This is a genomic window from Psychrobacter luti, from assembly GCF_014192115.1.
In the GTDB taxonomy this organism is placed as follows: Bacteria; Pseudomonadota; Gammaproteobacteria; order Pseudomonadales; family Moraxellaceae; genus Psychrobacter; species Psychrobacter luti.
Genome location: NZ_JACHXL010000003.1, coordinates 26,160 through 42,534 on the forward strand (window position 1 = coordinate 26,160; position 16,375 = coordinate 42,534).

General features: G+C 42.4%; 12 protein-coding genes. 8 read left to right on the forward strand and 4 right to left on the reverse strand.

What is annotated here, in order from left to right; genetic code table 11:
- Nucleotides 1-54: 54 nt before the first annotated feature.
- Complete coding sequence (locus FHS24_RS06980) at nucleotides 55-654, forward strand: hemerythrin domain-containing protein (RefSeq protein WP_183620143.1); 600 nt, start codon at nucleotides 55-57, stop codon at nucleotides 652-654.
- Between the two features lie 114 nt (nucleotides 655-768).
- A complete protein-coding gene (locus FHS24_RS06985) occupies nucleotides 769-2,070 on the forward strand; it encodes an MATE family Na+-driven efflux transporter (protein WP_325065901.1) in 1,302 nt (433 codons plus the stop codon).
- Nucleotides 2,071-2,367: 297 nt separating this feature from the next.
- Here FHS24_RS06985 and FHS24_RS06990 read toward each other — a convergent pair whose 3' ends face one another.
- Complete coding sequence (locus FHS24_RS06990; protein ID WP_183620147.1) at nucleotides 2,368-2,889, reverse strand: hypothetical protein; 522 nt, start codon at nucleotides 2,887-2,889, stop codon at nucleotides 2,368-2,370.
- 84 nt (nucleotides 2,890-2,973) lie between these two features.
- Nucleotides 2,974-5,295: a DNA topoisomerase IV subunit A gene (gene parC / locus FHS24_RS06995; RefSeq protein ID WP_183620149.1), complete on the reverse strand. Its 2,322-nt coding sequence runs from the start codon at nucleotides 5,293-5,295 to the stop codon at nucleotides 2,974-2,976.
- A gap of 348 nt (nucleotides 5,296-5,643) precedes the next feature.
- Between parC and FHS24_RS07000 the strand changes: the two genes are divergently transcribed.
- The 6 genes from FHS24_RS07000 (at nucleotide 5,644) to FHS24_RS07025 (ending at nucleotide 14,529) form a co-directional block, all read left to right on the forward strand.
- On the forward strand, nucleotides 5,644-7,464 hold the full coding sequence (locus FHS24_RS07000) for a vWA domain-containing protein (protein ID WP_227671728.1): 1,821 nt from the start codon (nucleotides 5,644-5,646) through the stop codon (nucleotides 7,462-7,464).
- A gap of 374 nt (nucleotides 7,465-7,838) precedes the next feature.
- Nucleotides 7,839-9,566, forward strand: coding sequence for an AMP-binding protein (locus FHS24_RS07005; protein WP_183620151.1), 1,728 nt, complete (start codon nucleotides 7,839-7,841; stop codon nucleotides 9,564-9,566).
- A gap of 552 nt (nucleotides 9,567-10,118) precedes the next feature.
- Nucleotides 10,119-11,900, forward strand: a complete 1,782-nt coding sequence (locus FHS24_RS07010) for an AMP-binding protein (RefSeq protein ID WP_227671729.1) — start codon at nucleotides 10,119-10,121, stop codon at nucleotides 11,898-11,900.
- A 190-nt stretch (nucleotides 11,901-12,090) separates the two neighbouring features.
- Nucleotides 12,091-12,807 carry a ribonuclease PH gene (gene rph / locus FHS24_RS07015; RefSeq protein WP_183620154.1) on the forward strand — a complete coding sequence of 239 codons (717 nt, stop codon included), beginning with the start codon at nucleotides 12,091-12,093 and terminating at the stop codon, nucleotides 12,805-12,807.
- 72 nt (nucleotides 12,808-12,879) lie between these two features.
- Entirely contained in the window at nucleotides 12,880-13,371 is a 492-nt protein-coding gene (locus tag FHS24_RS07020; RefSeq protein ID WP_183620156.1) for a hypothetical protein, read from the forward strand.
- A 318-nt stretch (nucleotides 13,372-13,689) separates the two neighbouring features.
- Nucleotides 13,690-14,529, forward strand: a complete 840-nt coding sequence (locus FHS24_RS07025) for a hypothetical protein (RefSeq protein ID WP_183620158.1) — start codon at nucleotides 13,690-13,692, stop codon at nucleotides 14,527-14,529.
- 126 nt (nucleotides 14,530-14,655) lie between these two features.
- On the opposite strand, the gene hemJ is transcribed toward FHS24_RS07025, so the two are convergent.
- Both hemJ and bioB read right to left on the reverse strand, forming a co-directional pair.
- Entirely contained in the window at nucleotides 14,656-15,090 is a 435-nt protein-coding gene (gene hemJ / locus FHS24_RS07030; protein ID WP_183620804.1) for a protoporphyrinogen oxidase HemJ, read from the reverse strand.
- Between the two features lie 104 nt (nucleotides 15,091-15,194).
- A complete protein-coding gene (gene bioB / locus FHS24_RS07035) occupies nucleotides 15,195-16,358 on the reverse strand; it encodes a biotin synthase BioB (protein ID WP_183620160.1) in 1,164 nt (387 codons plus the stop codon).
- Between the last annotated feature and the right edge of the window lie 17 nt (nucleotides 16,359-16,375).

Sequence of the window (16,375 nt, forward strand, 5' to 3'; positions counted from 1 at the left end):
AGCCGTTTCGACGTAAAAACTATCGGACAACATTTGTTATCTAAGGACACCATCATGAGCTTATCTACCGAAAATAATGTAAGCCAAAAAGCCTTAGACGATGATTTATTTACTTTGTCGCCGCGTCATCCTGATAGTCGGCTTGAAGCGGATTGGTTGTTCTTATTCAACAAACTACCGCCAGATCAATGGTTTAGCGCAGATTATGCTTACAAAACATCGGGCTGGCTAAAAGTACATACTAACATACGCAAGCGTCAACGTATCTTGACACAGATTAGTGAAGGTTATCAATCTGGCGATTACGACTGGTCAGCGTATCGCTCGCAGATGCTCAAGCGTATCAATATGCACGTGCTCAAACTGCATCAACATCATGGCGTTGAGGATGAGGGATTTTTTCCTGAGTTTATTAGGATGTATCCGCAGCTACAGGCAGGGTTTGAGATATTGGGTCGCGACCATTTACGCTTGGATGCGCTACTCGATAAGTTACAAGTGCAAAACGATATGCTGGCAAGAAGTGAGGTTGAGGATAAAGGACTTTCCGAGCAATTGCATCAAACCTTGATGGACGGAACCGACTTACTTTCGCAACATTTGACCGATGAGGAAGACTTGGTGATTCCGATTTTAGGGTTAAGGCAGGGTTAGGGGATGGATTTACCACTTGTAGAGTGCTTTCTATGCACTTTTTTTTAAAATTATTGTTGTTAGAGGTATTTATAACGTACTCTACTTCAAATGTCTTATTTCTGATAAAACCTCATGTTCAAAAACATTAACATTAGACTGTTAATCGCTCTTATCTCAATGATGGTACTACCTTCATTCTATCAAACAATTAGAGTGAATTTTCTCGGTGATTTGCCTAGTGACTCAGGAATAAATATTGCGAGTCAAATACTGTGGCTGAGTTTGATTTATGAGATAGCGCAAGAAGCCTTAATTTTGCCTTTATTCTATCTTTTCGGAAAATCTTTGTCTAATACAGAAGAATTTGAAAATAAAATTCAAACTGGGTTTATCGTTATCTTTGGTATCATGGCTTTTCTGTCTGCAATTTTATTCATTTATTCACAAAATATTGTGATTTTTATGGAGCAGTCCAAGCAAATTATTGGACAAACGACGCAATATATTCGCCTGGAAACCATAGCAATTATGTTTGCTACGCTAGTTAAGTATATGATGGTCGTTATCATTAGTTTAAATAAAGATAAGTATATCTATGGCTTGCTAGCAGTGCAGATGACTCTGTCTATATTATTAGATAGTGTGTTTTTCGGACCTTTTGAGTTTAGTTTGGATATGGGTGTTATCGGTATTGCTTGGACGAATATTATTGTCAATATAGCTATTTTACTAGCCACCTATATCCCTATACGACAACATGGATTGAAGCTTTTATCAATCAATCAAATGTCATTTACATGGATGAAAGAGTGGTGGACGACAGGTGTATTTTCAGGATTAGAATCGCTAGTCAGAAATATTGCTTTTATAGTCATGATTATAAAAATGATTAACATGGTTGAAGAGCAAGGCAATTACTGGGTAGCTAATAGCTTTATTTGGGGCTGGTTGTTATTACCTGCCTTAGCATTGTCCGAGTTGGTAAAAAGAGACGTTGGTGAAGACGTAAAGAATATTGCCAAAAATACTAAAGGATATTTTTCACTAGGACTAATATTTGTCGCCATATGGTGTATTACCATTCCATTTTGGCATAGCTTTTTTGCGAACGTTATGAATGTTCAGGACATAAAAACGGTTATGTATATTGTTGGAGTACAGACAGTATTTTATTTTGTATTTATATTTAATAATAGTATTTTAGACGCCACTTTATACGGTTTGGGTAAAACGAAATATATGTTCATTCAGTCTCTTTGGGTCAACGTTGGCTACTATGGCACAATGTTTATTTTATATAAAGTAAGTGTATTTACACCGACACTGTTAAATATATGCTTTATGTTCGGATTTGGTATATTGATAGACCTAATTCCAACTGTTATCTTGTATAAGAAAGCGTTGCGCGAACAAAATATCAAAGTAATATGGTAGCTTGAGACAGCTATCAAAGTCGTATAGATTATATTCATTACAACGCGGTTAAACATGGTTATGTCGCGCGTCCTATTGATTGGCCTTATTCAACGTTTCAAAATATGTGGAAGATGAGGTTTATATTTCTGATTGGGGTGGGGTAGGTATTGATGGGATTGAGATTGATTTTTAGTTCAAGAGTTATTTTTTTATCATAGTTTTCTGTGCTAAAAGCCCAGCCTACGCTTGGAGCCTTTCCTAAAAAGTGTGTAACTGCTCATAATTTTCCAATTCGGAACTTTACCATAGGTTTGATTACTTAATCTTCTTGTATTTATGTACTTTTTCGCTGCACGTTTCATATAAATAAATAGAACCAAAGACTTTCTGTTCTTGCATCTGAATTTCAAAACCTGTAGAAAAATGGTTTTCTATAACATTTATGTCAAAGAATGGACCAAATAAGCCAACAAGAAGTATGCCACTTCCATGTAAATTAGCTAGCTCGATCATTGTACTTTTAGTTAACTTTTTTTTGATAACTGACTCAACTCGTTCAGAAGTGATTGCATCAGGATCTATAAATAGACCACTTTCAGACGGTTGATGTGTTTTATCATGAGCAGCATAAGAAGTAATACTTTTAGCAACACTATCACTGAAAAAAGCGTCTGTAATCTCTATCCAAGTTTTATTATTATCAATTTCAACAAAAGCATCTGGTGGATCAGGCCTATTCTCAACTTTTAAAATTGAACCTTTTTCTTTTATGTAATCCTTAAAAGTGCTTAGAACACTATTTTCGTGAGCATCTTTCAGATCTTTTCGTAATACCATTTCTAATACCTATGACAAACTGAGTAGCAAACGTAGGCTGGGCTTTTAGCCCAGCTTTCCTAAAATCTAAGAACCGAAACTAAATCACCCAACCTCAACACTCGTCACATTCTGAAAGCCTCTTGGTAACTGCCCACCACGATTACCACGTGTGCCAGTATAATTTGCTAAATCATTAGGCTTTAGCGTCACATGGCGTTTGCCAGCGGTAATGATTAAGCTGTCTTGCTGACTGAGTGGCGTGATAGCAAGCACCTCTTCACCGTCTTTTAATTTAATCAGCTTATTACCTTTACCACGAGCCTGTTCAGGCAAATCATCAAGAGCAAATATCAATAGATATCCCGCATTGGTCACGACAGCAACATGGTCAGGCATCGCGCTTGCGCTGCTATTTTCCCCTTCGGCATTTTCGTTATTAGCATTGGCAGTCATATCCGCTGGCGCATCGATACGCGCAACAGGTAGCAAGCGACTATCAGCTGCTAGATTGATGATGTTTTTACCTGCTTTTTGATTGCTATCAAGATTGCCAATCGTATTGATAAAACCATAACCTGTTGAGCTGGCGAGGATGATGCGTTTATCGTCTGTACCCGTTAATAGCTGCTCAAAGCTGGCACCTGCTGGCGGCTTTAACACACTGGTTAGTGGATCGCCTTGACCACGAGCGGAGGCGAGGCTATGGGCGTCGATACTATAGCTGCGTCCAGTGCTATCGAGCACGTAGATTCTCTCGTTAGATTTAGCGCGGACGTGGGCTTGGTAGCTATCACCTGAGCGATAGGTCATGCCAGCGGCATCGACGTCATGGCCTTTGGCAGCGCGAATCCAGCCCGCTTTCGATAGGATAGCGGTCACAGGCTCGCTTGGTACGAGGTCAGACTCTTTGAGTGCTTGCGCTTCCTCACGTTCTGCTAATTGTGATACCCGCTCATTGCCGTGTTCCTTCATATCGGTATTGAGCTCATCAATCATTAGATTGGTCAAGCTGTCAGGGTTATCCAAGTATTCTTGAATGATAGCGCGTTCGGCAGCAAGCTCATCTTGCTCACGGCGTAGCTCAATCTCTTCTAGCTTTGCCAATTGGCGCAGACGAATATCCAAGATAGCATTGGCTTGTATCTCAGTCAGGTCATAATCTTGCATTAACGACAGTTTTGGATCGTCTTCTTCACGAATGATACGAATGACTTCATCGATATTCAGATAAGCAATCAGCAAACCTGCAAGAATATGCAAGCGCTTATCGATTTTATCGAGGCGATATTGCAAGCGTCGCGTGACTACTGAGCGGCGACAGACGAGCCATTCTTCGAGGATTTCTTTGAGGTTTTTGACCTGCGGTTTACCATTAAGGCCAATCATGTTCATATTGACGCGGTAATTGCTTTCAAGATCCGTACTGGCAAACAGATGACTCATTACTCGCTGAACATCGACGCGGGTAGATTTTAGCTCTAAGACGATACGGCAAGCATTTTCATGATCTGATTCATCATGAATATCAACAATCCACGGCAGCTTTTTATCAATCATCAGCTTAGCGATTTGTTCTTGAATCTTATTGCCTGAGACTTGATAAGGAAGCGCGTCGATGATGACGAGATTTTTCTCTTTTGGGTCAATGTGGAAAGTTGCGCGCATTTTATAGCTGCCACGTCCGCTTTCGTACATCGCCTGCAAGTCTTTTTTACTGGTGATGATTTCAGCTGGAGTTGGCAAGTCAGGCGCTGGTATCGATTGGGTTAATTGTTTAACCGATAACTCAGGATTTTTTAGCAAACGAATAGCCGCACGTACCACTTCATTAAGGTTATGCGGCGGGATATCGGTTGCCATACCAACGGCGATACCTGTTGTACCATTTAATAAAATATTTGGCAGGCGGGCTGGCAGGGTAGTTGGCTCCTGCATGGTGCCATCGAAATTATCTTGCCAATCGACTGTGCCTTGTCCGAGTTCTGCAAGCAAGGTATTGGCGTAAGCAGACATTTTGGCTTCGGTATAACGCATCGCCGCGAACGACTTGGGATCATCAGGGCTACCCCAGTTACCTTGACCAGTAATCAGCGGATAGCGATAACTAAACGGCTGCGCCATCAGTACCATCGCCTCATAACAGGCACTATCACCATGTGGATGGTATTTGCCCAGCACATCACCGACCGTACGCGCAGACTTTTTCGCTTTCGCCGTCGATTTTAGTCCCAGCTCACTCATGGCATAGACGATACGGCGCTGGACAGGTTTTAGACCGTCAGCGATATTAGGCAACGCCCGATCCATGATGACGTACATGGCGTAGTTGAGATAAGCTTGTTCAGTGAATTCCGCCACGGAGCGGGTATCCATCGGTTCATTTGGGATAATGGGCGTAATGGTATTATCAATAACATCGGACATAAAATAGGTTTCACTTATCAGTTTTAATAGGTATAAATAATTGGTGCAAGCATGCAAATAGGATAGTGCTATCGTAAAGGATATTGGCAAAATTAAAAAGGTATAAGTCAGAATAGACGACAGGTCGTGACGTGCTAGATATAGGTGACGATTGCGCCTTGGCTAATAGCTTTTACAAAATAAGATAAGTATAGTGAGTTAGACGCATATTGTTTGCTTTTTTACTAAGCGCCTGTTTTATAGGCTTCTATTCAATAGTGCTCAGCAATAATTATTATAAAGGCTTTAACACGGAACCGTTATCATCGAAATGTCTATCCAAGCCGTCTATCATATGGAGTAGCTATTATGTCATCGTCATCTATATCACCTGCCTATCTATCACAAACGCATGCTCACTCTTTAACCAAAAATGTCCTATTGGTCAGTGTTGTCGCCAGCATGATGGGACTGACGGCATGTAGCTCATCGCAAGTGCATCAGCCGATGGCTGAGACAACTCATAGTACGGTCAGTCAAGATACCGTAAAGCAATCAGATAATCAAAAATCTATGTCGCCTATTGTAGCAGTCGCTGAATCGAAGATGGCAATGCCAAGTGTTGTCTTAGCTGACAGTGCTATGAGCGCTACCAATAGCATCATGACACGTTCTGCGCCGCAATGGAGTGTGCGTCCGTTATCTGGCATAACTGTACAGCCGGCAGTACGTGATAATTATCAAAAAAACGATGCCAATCCGGTACACCGCACCACTGAGATGGCGGTTGCCACTCTGTCCATCGATACCGATACTGGCAGCTATGCCAATGTGCGCCGCTATCTTAATGAGGGGCAGCTGCCACCTGTCGATGCCGTGCGCGTAGAGGAGTTGATTAACTATTTTAATTATCAATTTGACGATGGCAAACGTATCGCCAACGCACCGTTTGTGGTCGCAACGGAGGTGGTTGATTCGCCGTGGGATAAAGCCGATCAAGATAATAAAATCGTCAAAGTTGGGATTAAGGCCGTTGAGAATAGCTGGTCTAATAAAACTGCCAATCAAGCCATGCCACCCGCCAACTTGGTGTTTTTGGTCGATGTGTCAGGCTCTATGTCATCACGCGATAAGTTACCACTGGCGCAATCGTCATTGAAGTTACTCACCGAGCAAATGCGTGCCCAAGACAGTATTAGTATTGTTACTTATTCGGGCACTACCAGTGTGGCGTTGCCTGCGACCAATGGTGACCAAAAAGCAAAAATACTGGCTGCGATAGAAAGCTTGAATGCCGCTGGGTCGACCAATGGCGAAGATGCCTTAAAGCTGGCTTATAGACAAGCAGAACAAGGCATGAAAAAGAACGGCATCAATCGCATTATGATGCTGACCGATGGCGATTTTAATGTCGGTATCAGTGATGTTGATGACATGCTAGAGTTGGTCAAAGCCAATCGTGATCGCGGTATTTCCTTGTCGACCGTCGGTTTTGGTCGTGGTAATCTCAACGACCATATGATGGAGCAGATGGCAGACAACGGCAATGGTAACTATAGCTATATCGACAGTTTGACTGAGGCCAAAAAAGTCTTTAGCGATGAGCTAGCGGCGACCTTTAATACCGTGGCCAAAGACGTCAAGGTACAGGTGGAATTTAATCCAAATGTGATCAGCGAATGGCGTTTGATTGGCTATGAAAACCGCGTCCTTAATGAGCAAGATTTTAATAATGATAAAATCGATGCCGGCGAGCTGGGGGCAGGTAAGGCAGTCATCGCGCTGTTTGAAGTAACTCCAACTGGCAAAAAAGGGTTATATAGCGACCGCCGTTATAATGATAATGAGCCAAAGAAGACTGCTAGTGGTAAAAAAGCCAACGAGCTAGGCTATCTAAATATTCGCTATAAAGCGCCTACGGGCGGTAGCTCTAAATTGATTAAGCAACCGATTAACAATGTTAGTCGACCTTTAGACAAAGCCAGTATCGATACCCAATTTGCCATCGCCGTCGCAGGGTTTGGTCAACGTTTAAGCCAAAGCGATTATATTAATGACTGGCAATATAGCCATAGCACCAAACTTGCGACCAGTACTCTGGCTCAAAAACCAGATAGCGATAAGGATGGTATGCGCCGTAACTTTGTGACCCTAACGGAGCTTGCTGCTGCTCTTGACAGTAAACGTTAAGAAAAGGGTAAGGTAAGGTTGTTTTTATTAACAATAAAACATTGTTCGGTAATAAATAATTAGTAACAATCCGTGATATGGTCGGTCAGTAATATTTAAGTATTTGATAATAATATAATTAATGGTCGTCAAGTAAGTTTAAGAACTCAGGTAGCAATCTTTTATATTGAGTAGTTTGTATAAAGTGTGTATGTTAATCAACAAAGGGCTATTTATCGCTATATTGTTGACTCATTGCCAGACCTTTATATCGTCAGCCGCCAGCCATCATGGTTATGTGGATGGTTAGCTTGAACGATGAGGTTTGGTATGTTTATCACTCTGTGGTAGAGATGGGTTAATAGCAGCACACTATTACTAGGAGCAGTAAGATTATGGAAAATCAAGGTAACTTAATTCGTCGTAATGACAAAGCGTGGCTCAAAACTTACGAAAAGCTTGGCATACAGTATGAGATTGATATGCCTCCCGCCAATACCTCTTTAATCGATATATTTGAACAGAATTTTGTTAAACATGCTGGTCGTACCGCCTTTGTGTGCATGGATGTAAAACTTTCGTATGAAGAATTAGACCTTTATAGCAAACAGATTGCCGCGTATTTACAGTCGCTCGGACTGAAAAAAGGCGATAAAGTAGGGGTGATGATGCCCAATATCTTGCAGCTACCGGTTGCCGTATTAGGTGTCCTACGTGCTGGCATGACCTTGGTTAACGTCAATCCACTTTATACTACCAAAGAGCTTCAGCACCAGTTGGAAGATTCTGAGACCAAAGTGCTGTTTATCTTAGAGAACTTTGCCAAAACTTATGAAGATATTGGTAAAGATTTGGTTGATCATGTGGTGGTGACGTCGATGGGTGATTTAATGAGCCCATTAAAAGGTTTTATCGTCAATGCTGTCGTGCGTCATGTTAAAAAACTGGTGCCTCATTACACACTTAAAAAGAGCGTCAACTTTAAAAAAGCACTCAATAAATTATCGGCTAAAAAGTATAAACGTCCAACCAATATCGGACTTGAGGATGTGGCAGTACTACAGTATACCGGTGGTACCACAGGTGTGGCCAAGGGCGCGATGCTCACACACGGTAACTTGGTCGCGAACTTAATTCAGTGTGATACGTATCTTGGCGATGCTTTTGATAAGTTTGAAGGTCAGGCTGAGCAAGCAGTTATCATGACCGCCTTGCCGCTATATCATATCTTCTCATTCACGGTTTGTGGTATGTTCGGCTTGTATCGCGGCTGTATCGGACTATTGGTGCCAAACCCACGTGATGGCGCAAGCTTAATCAAAGCTTATAAAGATTATCCACCGGCGTTTTTCCCAGCAGTAAACACGCTATTTAATGCGCTCGCTAATAGTGAGGCATTTAAAGCGTTAGACCATAGTAAGCTTGAGATGTCTATGGGCGGTGGTATGGCAGTATTAAAAGATACGGCGACTAAGTGGGAAAAAATAACCGGCAACATCATTGTGCAAGGTTATGGTTTGTCAGAAACCTCTCCCGTTGCTTCAGCAAACCCGCAAGGTACTGGTGAGTTCTCAGGTAATATCGGTCTACCGATGCCTGGCACGGACATGGCTATCTTGGATGAAGAGGGTAATGAAGTCGCTCTTGGCGAGCGCGGTGAAATCTGTGTACGTGGTCCGCAGGTAATGAAAGGCTATTGGAAGCGCGAAGATGCGACATCTGAAGTCATGACGTCTGACGGTTATTTCCGTACCGGTGATATCGGCGTGATGGATGAAGAAGGCTACTTTAAGATCGTTGATCGTAAAAAGAATATGATTCTGGTATCAGGATTTAACGTTTATCCAAATGAAGTGGAAGATGTTATGTCAGCTCATCCAAAGATTTTGGAATGCGGTGTCATCGGTGTCGATGATGAAAAGAGCGGGGAAGTACCGAAGATTTATGTCGTGCGCAGTGATGACAGCTTGACTAAGGAAGAAGTGCTTGCTTATAGCAAAGAACATCTTACTGGCTATAAGCGTCCTCGCTATGTTGAATTCATCGATGAGTTACCAAAATCTAACGTCGGTAAGATTTTACACAAGGACTTACGCACTTTAGAAGAGAAGAATCACGGATAAAGGGTTTCTTACCGAGGATCCTGTTTTCTAGTCACATTTATTACGCTTAATGCATGATAAATAGGGTTGAAAACACCCAGATATTCGATGATTTAATAGTGAAAGATGATAAGGTCGTTTGTATAAGACCTTATCATTTTTTTTATTTTTCTATGATGATTTGGCAGTACTCATAGAGAATGGCGAGCAAAACTGCTATAGTTCCTGCCGATTATATTTTTGTATTTCACGATAAAAGTGCATGCTTAAGTGCTTAACACTGTTATAAAAGCATCGACAATGCTGGCTATTTTGATAATAGTTTTTTGCGTTAATGCGTTTACAACTGGTGATACAATAGCTTTTATGCATTTGCATTATAGTGAGAGTAAACTTAGGCATCAGCTTAAAGATTTTGATGTAAAAAAGTTTGTGAATAGCAATTGCGCTCAGAGCTTAGGTCATGAGCAGTTATTTATTCACAAGTTTTTGATTTTATCAATACGTGGTTGGCGACCACGGTAAGGGCAGCACATATACTCTATATTTTAACAGCAACACTTAGGGACGATTATGACGGACAGTATCAATAAAGAAACCACCAACCATAACGCTACGGGTAACGCTCAATCAATGATTGAAAATGCATTTCCTACCATGCCGATGATAGATAGCGACAGTCCGTGGCTGAGCTCTTATGAGCGCTATGGCATCGCGCCGTCCATCGATATGCCAGATGACAGTACGTCTTTACTTGAAGTGTTCGAGCGTAACTTTAGTCGTTATGGGCAAAAACCTGCGTATATTTGCATGGGCTCCTCTATTACCTATAAGCAATTAGACTTATACAGTCGTCAAATTGCCAGCTACTTACAATCGTTAGGATTGGTAAAGGGTGATAAAATTGGGGTAATGATGCCCAATATCTTGCAGTATCCAGTGGTGGCGTTAGGTATCATACGCGCCGGTATGGTACTGGTTAATGTTAACCCTTTATATACCAGTCGTGAGTTATCGCATCAGCTACATGATAGTGGTACGAAAGCCTTATTTATCGTTGAGAATTTTGCGAAAACTTATCAAGATGCGGAAGATAAGGGTCAGGTTAAGCATGTCGTCGTTTGTAAAGTTGGCGACATGCTAGGCACGCTCAAAGGGCCGGTAGTCAACCTGGTCGCGCGCCATATCAAAAAGATGATTCCAGCTTATCGTCTGCCAGAAAGCACCAGCTTTAAGCATGCGTTAAATGCGGTTTCAGCCAGCAAATATAAGCGTCCAGATTTAAATTTAAGCGATGTGGCATTGTTGCAATATACTGGCGGTACCACTGGTGTTGCCAAAGGCGCAATGCTCTCGCATGGTAACTTAGTTGCCAATATGCTACAGATTAGTGCGCTCATGGATAGCGCTTTCGAAGATGATATCGACGCTACGGATGTTCTTTTGACCGCACTACCGCTATACCATGTGTTCTCGTTTATGGTTTGTGGGATGTATAGCATGTACCAAGGTTGTGCAGGCTTGCTCATCCCGAACCCACGTGATTTGGATGGTCTTATTAAAGAGATGGGCAAATATAAACCTGCCTACATCCCTGCGGTAAATACCTTGTTTAACGGTTTGGTGCATAAAGAAGGCTTTGCTGACCTAGATTTTTCTAACCTAAAAGCATCTATTGGCGGCGGTATGTCAGTTTTGCCAAGCGTGGCAAAAGAGTGGCATAAAATCACTGGTCTGCCTATCGTTGAAGGCTATGGTTTGTCTGAGACCTCGCCAGTGGTTGCCTTTAACCCGATGACCATCGCTGAATTTACCGGTAAAATTGGTATTCCTGCCTCTAGCACTGACGTAATTTTGATTGATGAAGAGGATAATGAAGTCGCACTAGGCGATCGCGGTGAAATTTGTGTCAAAGGTCCGCAAGTGATGATTGGTTATCAAAATCGCCCTGAAGAAACTGCTGAAGCCTTTACGGCCAGTGGTCACCTCAAAACAGGTGACATCGGTATTATGGACGAGAAAGGTTTTATCAAAATTGTCGATCGCAAAAAAGATATGATTTTGGTTTCTGGTTTTAACGTGTATCCAAATGAAATCGAAGAAGCCATGAGCGAACATCCTGCTGTGTTAGAATGCGGCGCTATTGGCATTCCGAATGACCAGCGCGGTGAAGATCCAAAGCTGTTTGTGGTCAAAAAGGGTGATGTGACCGAGCAAGAGCTGCTTGATTTTGGCAGAAAGCAATTGACTGGCTATAAACGTCCTCGTCATATCCAGTTCGTTGATGAATTACCAAAATCAAACGTCGGTAAAATCCTACGTAAAGAATTGCGTAAGATGGAAGGTTTAGAATAAAGTTAACGCTAAATCTTACTAAAGTAGCGGCGTAATAGCTTGAGCGAATCTTGCTATTGCGCCGCTGTCACGTTAGGATATTGTCATATTGATGTCTGCTAGCATATCCGTTGACGTAACGACTAATCTCTTATTTTATAACTCTATATAAAGATAACTCCGCTTTTACAACACCGTACTAGGAAAATTTATGCGTATTGACAACCGTGAGCTTAACCAACTTCGCTCAATCAGCTTTGAGCGCCATTACACTAAGCATGCCGAAGGGTCAGTATTGGTCAGTTTTGGCGATACCAAAGTATTATGTACCGCGAGCGTTGAGTCAGGCGTACCGCGCTGGCTCAAAGGTAAAGGTAAAGGCTGGATTACAGCGGAATACGGTATGTTGCCACGCGCGACCAATACCCGTAATCAACGTGAAGCGGCACGCGGCAAACAGTCGGGTCGTACGCAAGAAATTCAGCGCTTAATTGGTCGTAGTTTACGGGCGATGATTGATTTAAGTAAGCTTGGTGAAAACACTATTTATCTAGATTGCGATGTATTGCAAGCAGATGGCGGCACGCGTACTGCTAGTGTGACGGGTGCCGCTATTGCGCTTATCGATGCGTTAGAAAGCCTACAAAAAACCAAAAAACTGAAAGCTGATCCATTAATTGGTTTGGTAGCTGCAGTGTCTGTTGGTATGAAAGATGGCGAAGCGTATCTCGATTTGAACTACGAAGAAGACGCCAGCTGTGATACAGATTTAAATGTGGTCATGACTCAAAAAGGCGAATTTATCGAGCTGCAAGGTACGGCAGAAGAGAAGCCATTTACCCGTGCCCAGGCAGACGATATGCTGATTCTTGCTGAAAAAGGCATCGCTGAGCTGATTGCTATGCAAAAAACAGCCCTAGGCTGGTAAATCTCTAAACGTTCTTTTATGACTTTTTATTTAAACTTTTAACCATTCACTGCTTTTGAACAGGTAACATGCATGCTAAAGCTGACTGATGACGGCGCCAAAATCACCTTACAAGGTCAGTCGCCAGCGGCTGACAATGGGCTATTTTGGTTTGGCTCCGCATTACTGGTTGGGGCAGTGGCGGTTGCTTTGGCAATGAGTCTGCTGCCGGAGCGCTTGGCTATTGGTGCTTTGGCACTGCTTATTGTTGGTAGTTTTATTTTTAATCGGCAACGTCTGAAACACAAACAAGCCATGAGCGGTATTATTAGTAGCGGCGTATTGTGGGTACGTGATGGTGAGCTGGTGCATGATAATCAAGGCAAACGTGAGCATATTCATTTGACCGATGGCGATAAAATTACCCTGATTGGTGAACAGCTACAGATTGTCGATTGTGATGATATTCGTAAATACCTAATTGGCGGTTTTGATAATATCCAAGAAGCAAACGCGGCCAAAGCCATTCTACAAGGGCAACCGCTGACCAAACGCCATGCCAATATCAAAATGAGCAACGATTAAATTGTTGCTTGGTTTTAATGTTTGAATGTTATTTCTATAAATAACATTCAAATTTATCGCTGATTATCCTTCCTATATCCTCGTATCCATTTCTAAAACTCTTATCTCGTTTTACCGTTTATCCTTAATATCATACCTTTTATCGCTTATTTTAAAGCAATAAGACTTGCAGATTCCTGTGCAAATGGTTTATAAGTAGGATTGAAAAATCTTATCTTACTTATCGTTAATACGCTTATTGATACTGAGCATTGATAGCAGTTTATGAATATTAAATTGAATCGGCTATATCAATAATATGTTGACAAGGAGTTAGTCATGTCGCGTTTGTCCCTTTGGTCAATCACAACGTCGTGCAGTGCCTTATTATTTACTTTTGCTGCGGCCGGTCAGGTTCATGCCGATAGTATGAGCGCCTTGATTGCGCAAAAGTCTGTCCAACCTGATTATAGCGCCCGTTATACTCCCTCGTATTCGGCGGTTCCTTCTGCCAAAATCAGCACCCGCTCTACCATTCAACGAGCTGGCAATGCCACTAGCTATCGCTCGAATTCGAGCAACGCGCAACCAAGCTACTCTAGTAACAGCTCTTTTAATAACAGCTACTCTAATAACGCCTATTCTAACCAAAATGCTTACATCGGTAATGCCCAAAATAATTACCGTTATCCAGAAGTACAACGCCAAACACCATCAGTTCTGCCCGCATTTTTATCTGGCAATTATGATAACGTCGATAGCGAGTATTTGCCGCTGCTGAGCAATGCCGAAACCCAAAGCAGTCGGGCGGCGCGGGAAGTGATTAGCACCGCGCGCAAGATGGCGTTGAATGAGCGTGCGATTATTAAAGGTGGCTGCTGGGACTATCTCAATGCGGTGTTTAATCGAGCAGGGGTGAGCCGCGATACCATCCATAAGGGCACTTATGGTCAAGGTCCTTATGCCAGTAGCAAGGATATTGAAGTCGGTGATTGGCTCTACTATATTAACCACGGCTACAATGGCGTCGAGCATAGCGGACTGTTTGTTGGCTGGGTCGATGAGCGTGCCAAGCAAGCCTTGATACTCAGCTATGCGGGCGAAAATCGCCGTGAGCCTGCGCGCTACCGTGTTTACGATTTGAGCAATGTTTATCAAATCATGCGACCAAACGTTTAAAAGCATTTAATCAGCTTATTGAGACCTAAAAAAGCGTCCATCACTTATTACAGTAATGGACGCTTTTTTGTAGATGTTTAAAATAAAAATACTTCTAAGATAAATAAGCTTTACTGTTAGGTGTTTTTAAAAGGGTTTTACCACCACCAAAATCACAATAAAGATTAATGCAAATACGGGTACTTCGTTAAACCAACGCCAAAATTTATGTGATTTATAATGCGGGTTATCAATGAGCTTTTTACGATAAAATCCGCAGGCGCCATGATAGCCAGAAAGTAGCACCACCAATAATAGCTTGACGTGTAGCCAGCCCTGAGTTTTATAAACATCCCAGCCCATTCCCAACATCCATAAACCAAACAACCAAGTGGCTATCATCGACGGCGTCATGATGCCGCGATAGAGCTTGCGCTCCATAATGGCAAAGCGCTCGTGGCTGATGCTATCGTCACTCATCGCATGATAAACGAATAGGCGTGGCAAATAGAATATTGCCGCAAACCAGCACACCATAGAGATAATGTGTGCCGCTTTAATCCAATTAAAATAATCTGCCATCATACTCTCTCTTACGATTTGATATTTTATGCGCAATTTATTGATTAATAACGTCGGCAAGCTTAGCGCAGATTACGCGATTATGGTAGCAGCACGCATGGCATCTATTCTGCTAAGACAACTTGCGACTGATGACCACTCATGGCGTCGAGCACCGGTACTTGCTTCGGTGCTCGTGGCGCGGCAAACTGCTTGGTTAAACCAAGCTCGCGCATCAGTCTATCGTCACCTGATTGACTGGCATTGCCTGTGGTCAATAACTTATCACCATAAAAGAATGAATTTGCTCCTGCCATAAATGCTAATGCTTGCTCAGAGTCAGACAAACTTTCGCGCCCAGCAGATAGACGTACATAGCTACTTGGGCAGCAAATACGTGTCACAGCAATAGTCCGTATCCATTCAAGGACTGGCAGCTGACCTTCTGCTAAGACCTTGTCGCCAATCGGTGTACCTTGAATAGGAACCAATAGATTAACAGGAATAGACTCAGGCGCTTTGGGCATTTTAAGCAGCTCATGTACCCAGTCAATGCGATCATCACGGCTTTCTCCCATGCCAACGATATTACCGCTACAAACGTTAATACCTGAGTTGCGTACGTTTGCAATGGTATCTAGACGTTCATCATAGCTGCGTGTACTGACGACTTGCTCGTAATAACTTCTTGAGGTATCCAGATTATGATTATAATAGTCTAGTCCAGCATCTGCCAACTGTGCCGCTTGGTCTGTATCTAGCATCCCAAGGGTCATACAGGTTTCAAGCCCCAATGCTTTGACTTCTTTGACCAGCTCGACCACATAAGGCATGTCTTTGGCACTTGGGTGCTTCCACGCTGCACCCATACAAAAACGCGATGAGCCTGTAGCCTTGGCACGTTTAGCAGCAGCAATGACCTTATCGACCTCTATGCGTTTTTCCGCCTGTAGTTTAGTGGTATCGCGGTGGTGACCGGATTGTGAACAATAACCGCAATCTTCTGGACAGTTACCAGTCTTGATAGACAGTAAGGTACTAATCTGCACTTCATTGGCGGTAAAGTGTTGGCGGTGTATCGTCTGCGCTTGGAGTAATAAATCCATCAAAGGCAAATCAAACAACTGAGCAATCTGCTCACGGCTGTGCTTACTTGCTGTTTGTTGCTTGGTATTAGTTGCGTCTGTTGCGAATGTCGCTAAAGAATCATAAGACACGTTTTTATTATTAAGTATAGTATTAGTATGGTTATTGGCATTCGGTTCTGAGATATTAAGCAATCCTGCCATGAGATAAATCCTTTTAT

What these genes read in the sequence shown, in the direction of transcription:
- FHS24_RS07010 (WP_227671729.1), top strand. Translation starts at nt 10,119, where the DNA reads ATGACGGACAGTATCAATAAAGAAACCACCAACCATAACGCTACGGGT.
- FHS24_RS07000 (WP_227671728.1), top strand. Translation starts at nt 5,644, where the DNA reads ATGTCATCGTCATCTATATCACCTGCCTATCTATCACAAACGCATGCT.
- FHS24_RS06980 (WP_183620143.1), top strand. Translation starts at nt 55, where the DNA reads ATGAGCTTATCTACCGAAAATAATGTAAGCCAAAAAGCCTTAGACGAT.
- rph (WP_183620154.1), top strand. Translation starts at nt 12,091, where the DNA reads ATGCGTATTGACAACCGTGAGCTTAACCAACTTCGCTCAATCAGCTTT.
- hemJ (WP_183620804.1), bottom strand. Translation starts at nt 15,090, where the DNA reads ATGGCAGATTATTTTAATTGGATTAAAGCGGCACACATTATCTCTATG.
- FHS24_RS07020 (WP_183620156.1), top strand. Translation starts at nt 12,880, where the DNA reads ATGCTAAAGCTGACTGATGACGGCGCCAAAATCACCTTACAAGGTCAG.
- FHS24_RS06990 (WP_183620147.1), bottom strand. Translation starts at nt 2,889, where the DNA reads ATGGTATTACGAAAAGATCTGAAAGATGCTCACGAAAATAGTGTTCTA.
- FHS24_RS07005 (WP_183620151.1), top strand. Translation starts at nt 7,839, where the DNA reads ATGGAAAATCAAGGTAACTTAATTCGTCGTAATGACAAAGCGTGGCTC.
- FHS24_RS07025 (WP_183620158.1), top strand. Translation starts at nt 13,690, where the DNA reads ATGTCGCGTTTGTCCCTTTGGTCAATCACAACGTCGTGCAGTGCCTTA.
- FHS24_RS06985 (WP_325065901.1), top strand. Translation starts at nt 769, where the DNA reads ATGTTCAAAAACATTAACATTAGACTGTTAATCGCTCTTATCTCAATG.
- bioB (WP_183620160.1), bottom strand. Translation starts at nt 16,358, where the DNA reads ATGGCAGGATTGCTTAATATCTCAGAACCGAATGCCAATAACCATACT.
- parC (WP_183620149.1), bottom strand. Translation starts at nt 5,295, where the DNA reads ATGTCCGATGTTATTGATAATACCATTACGCCCATTATCCCAAATGAA.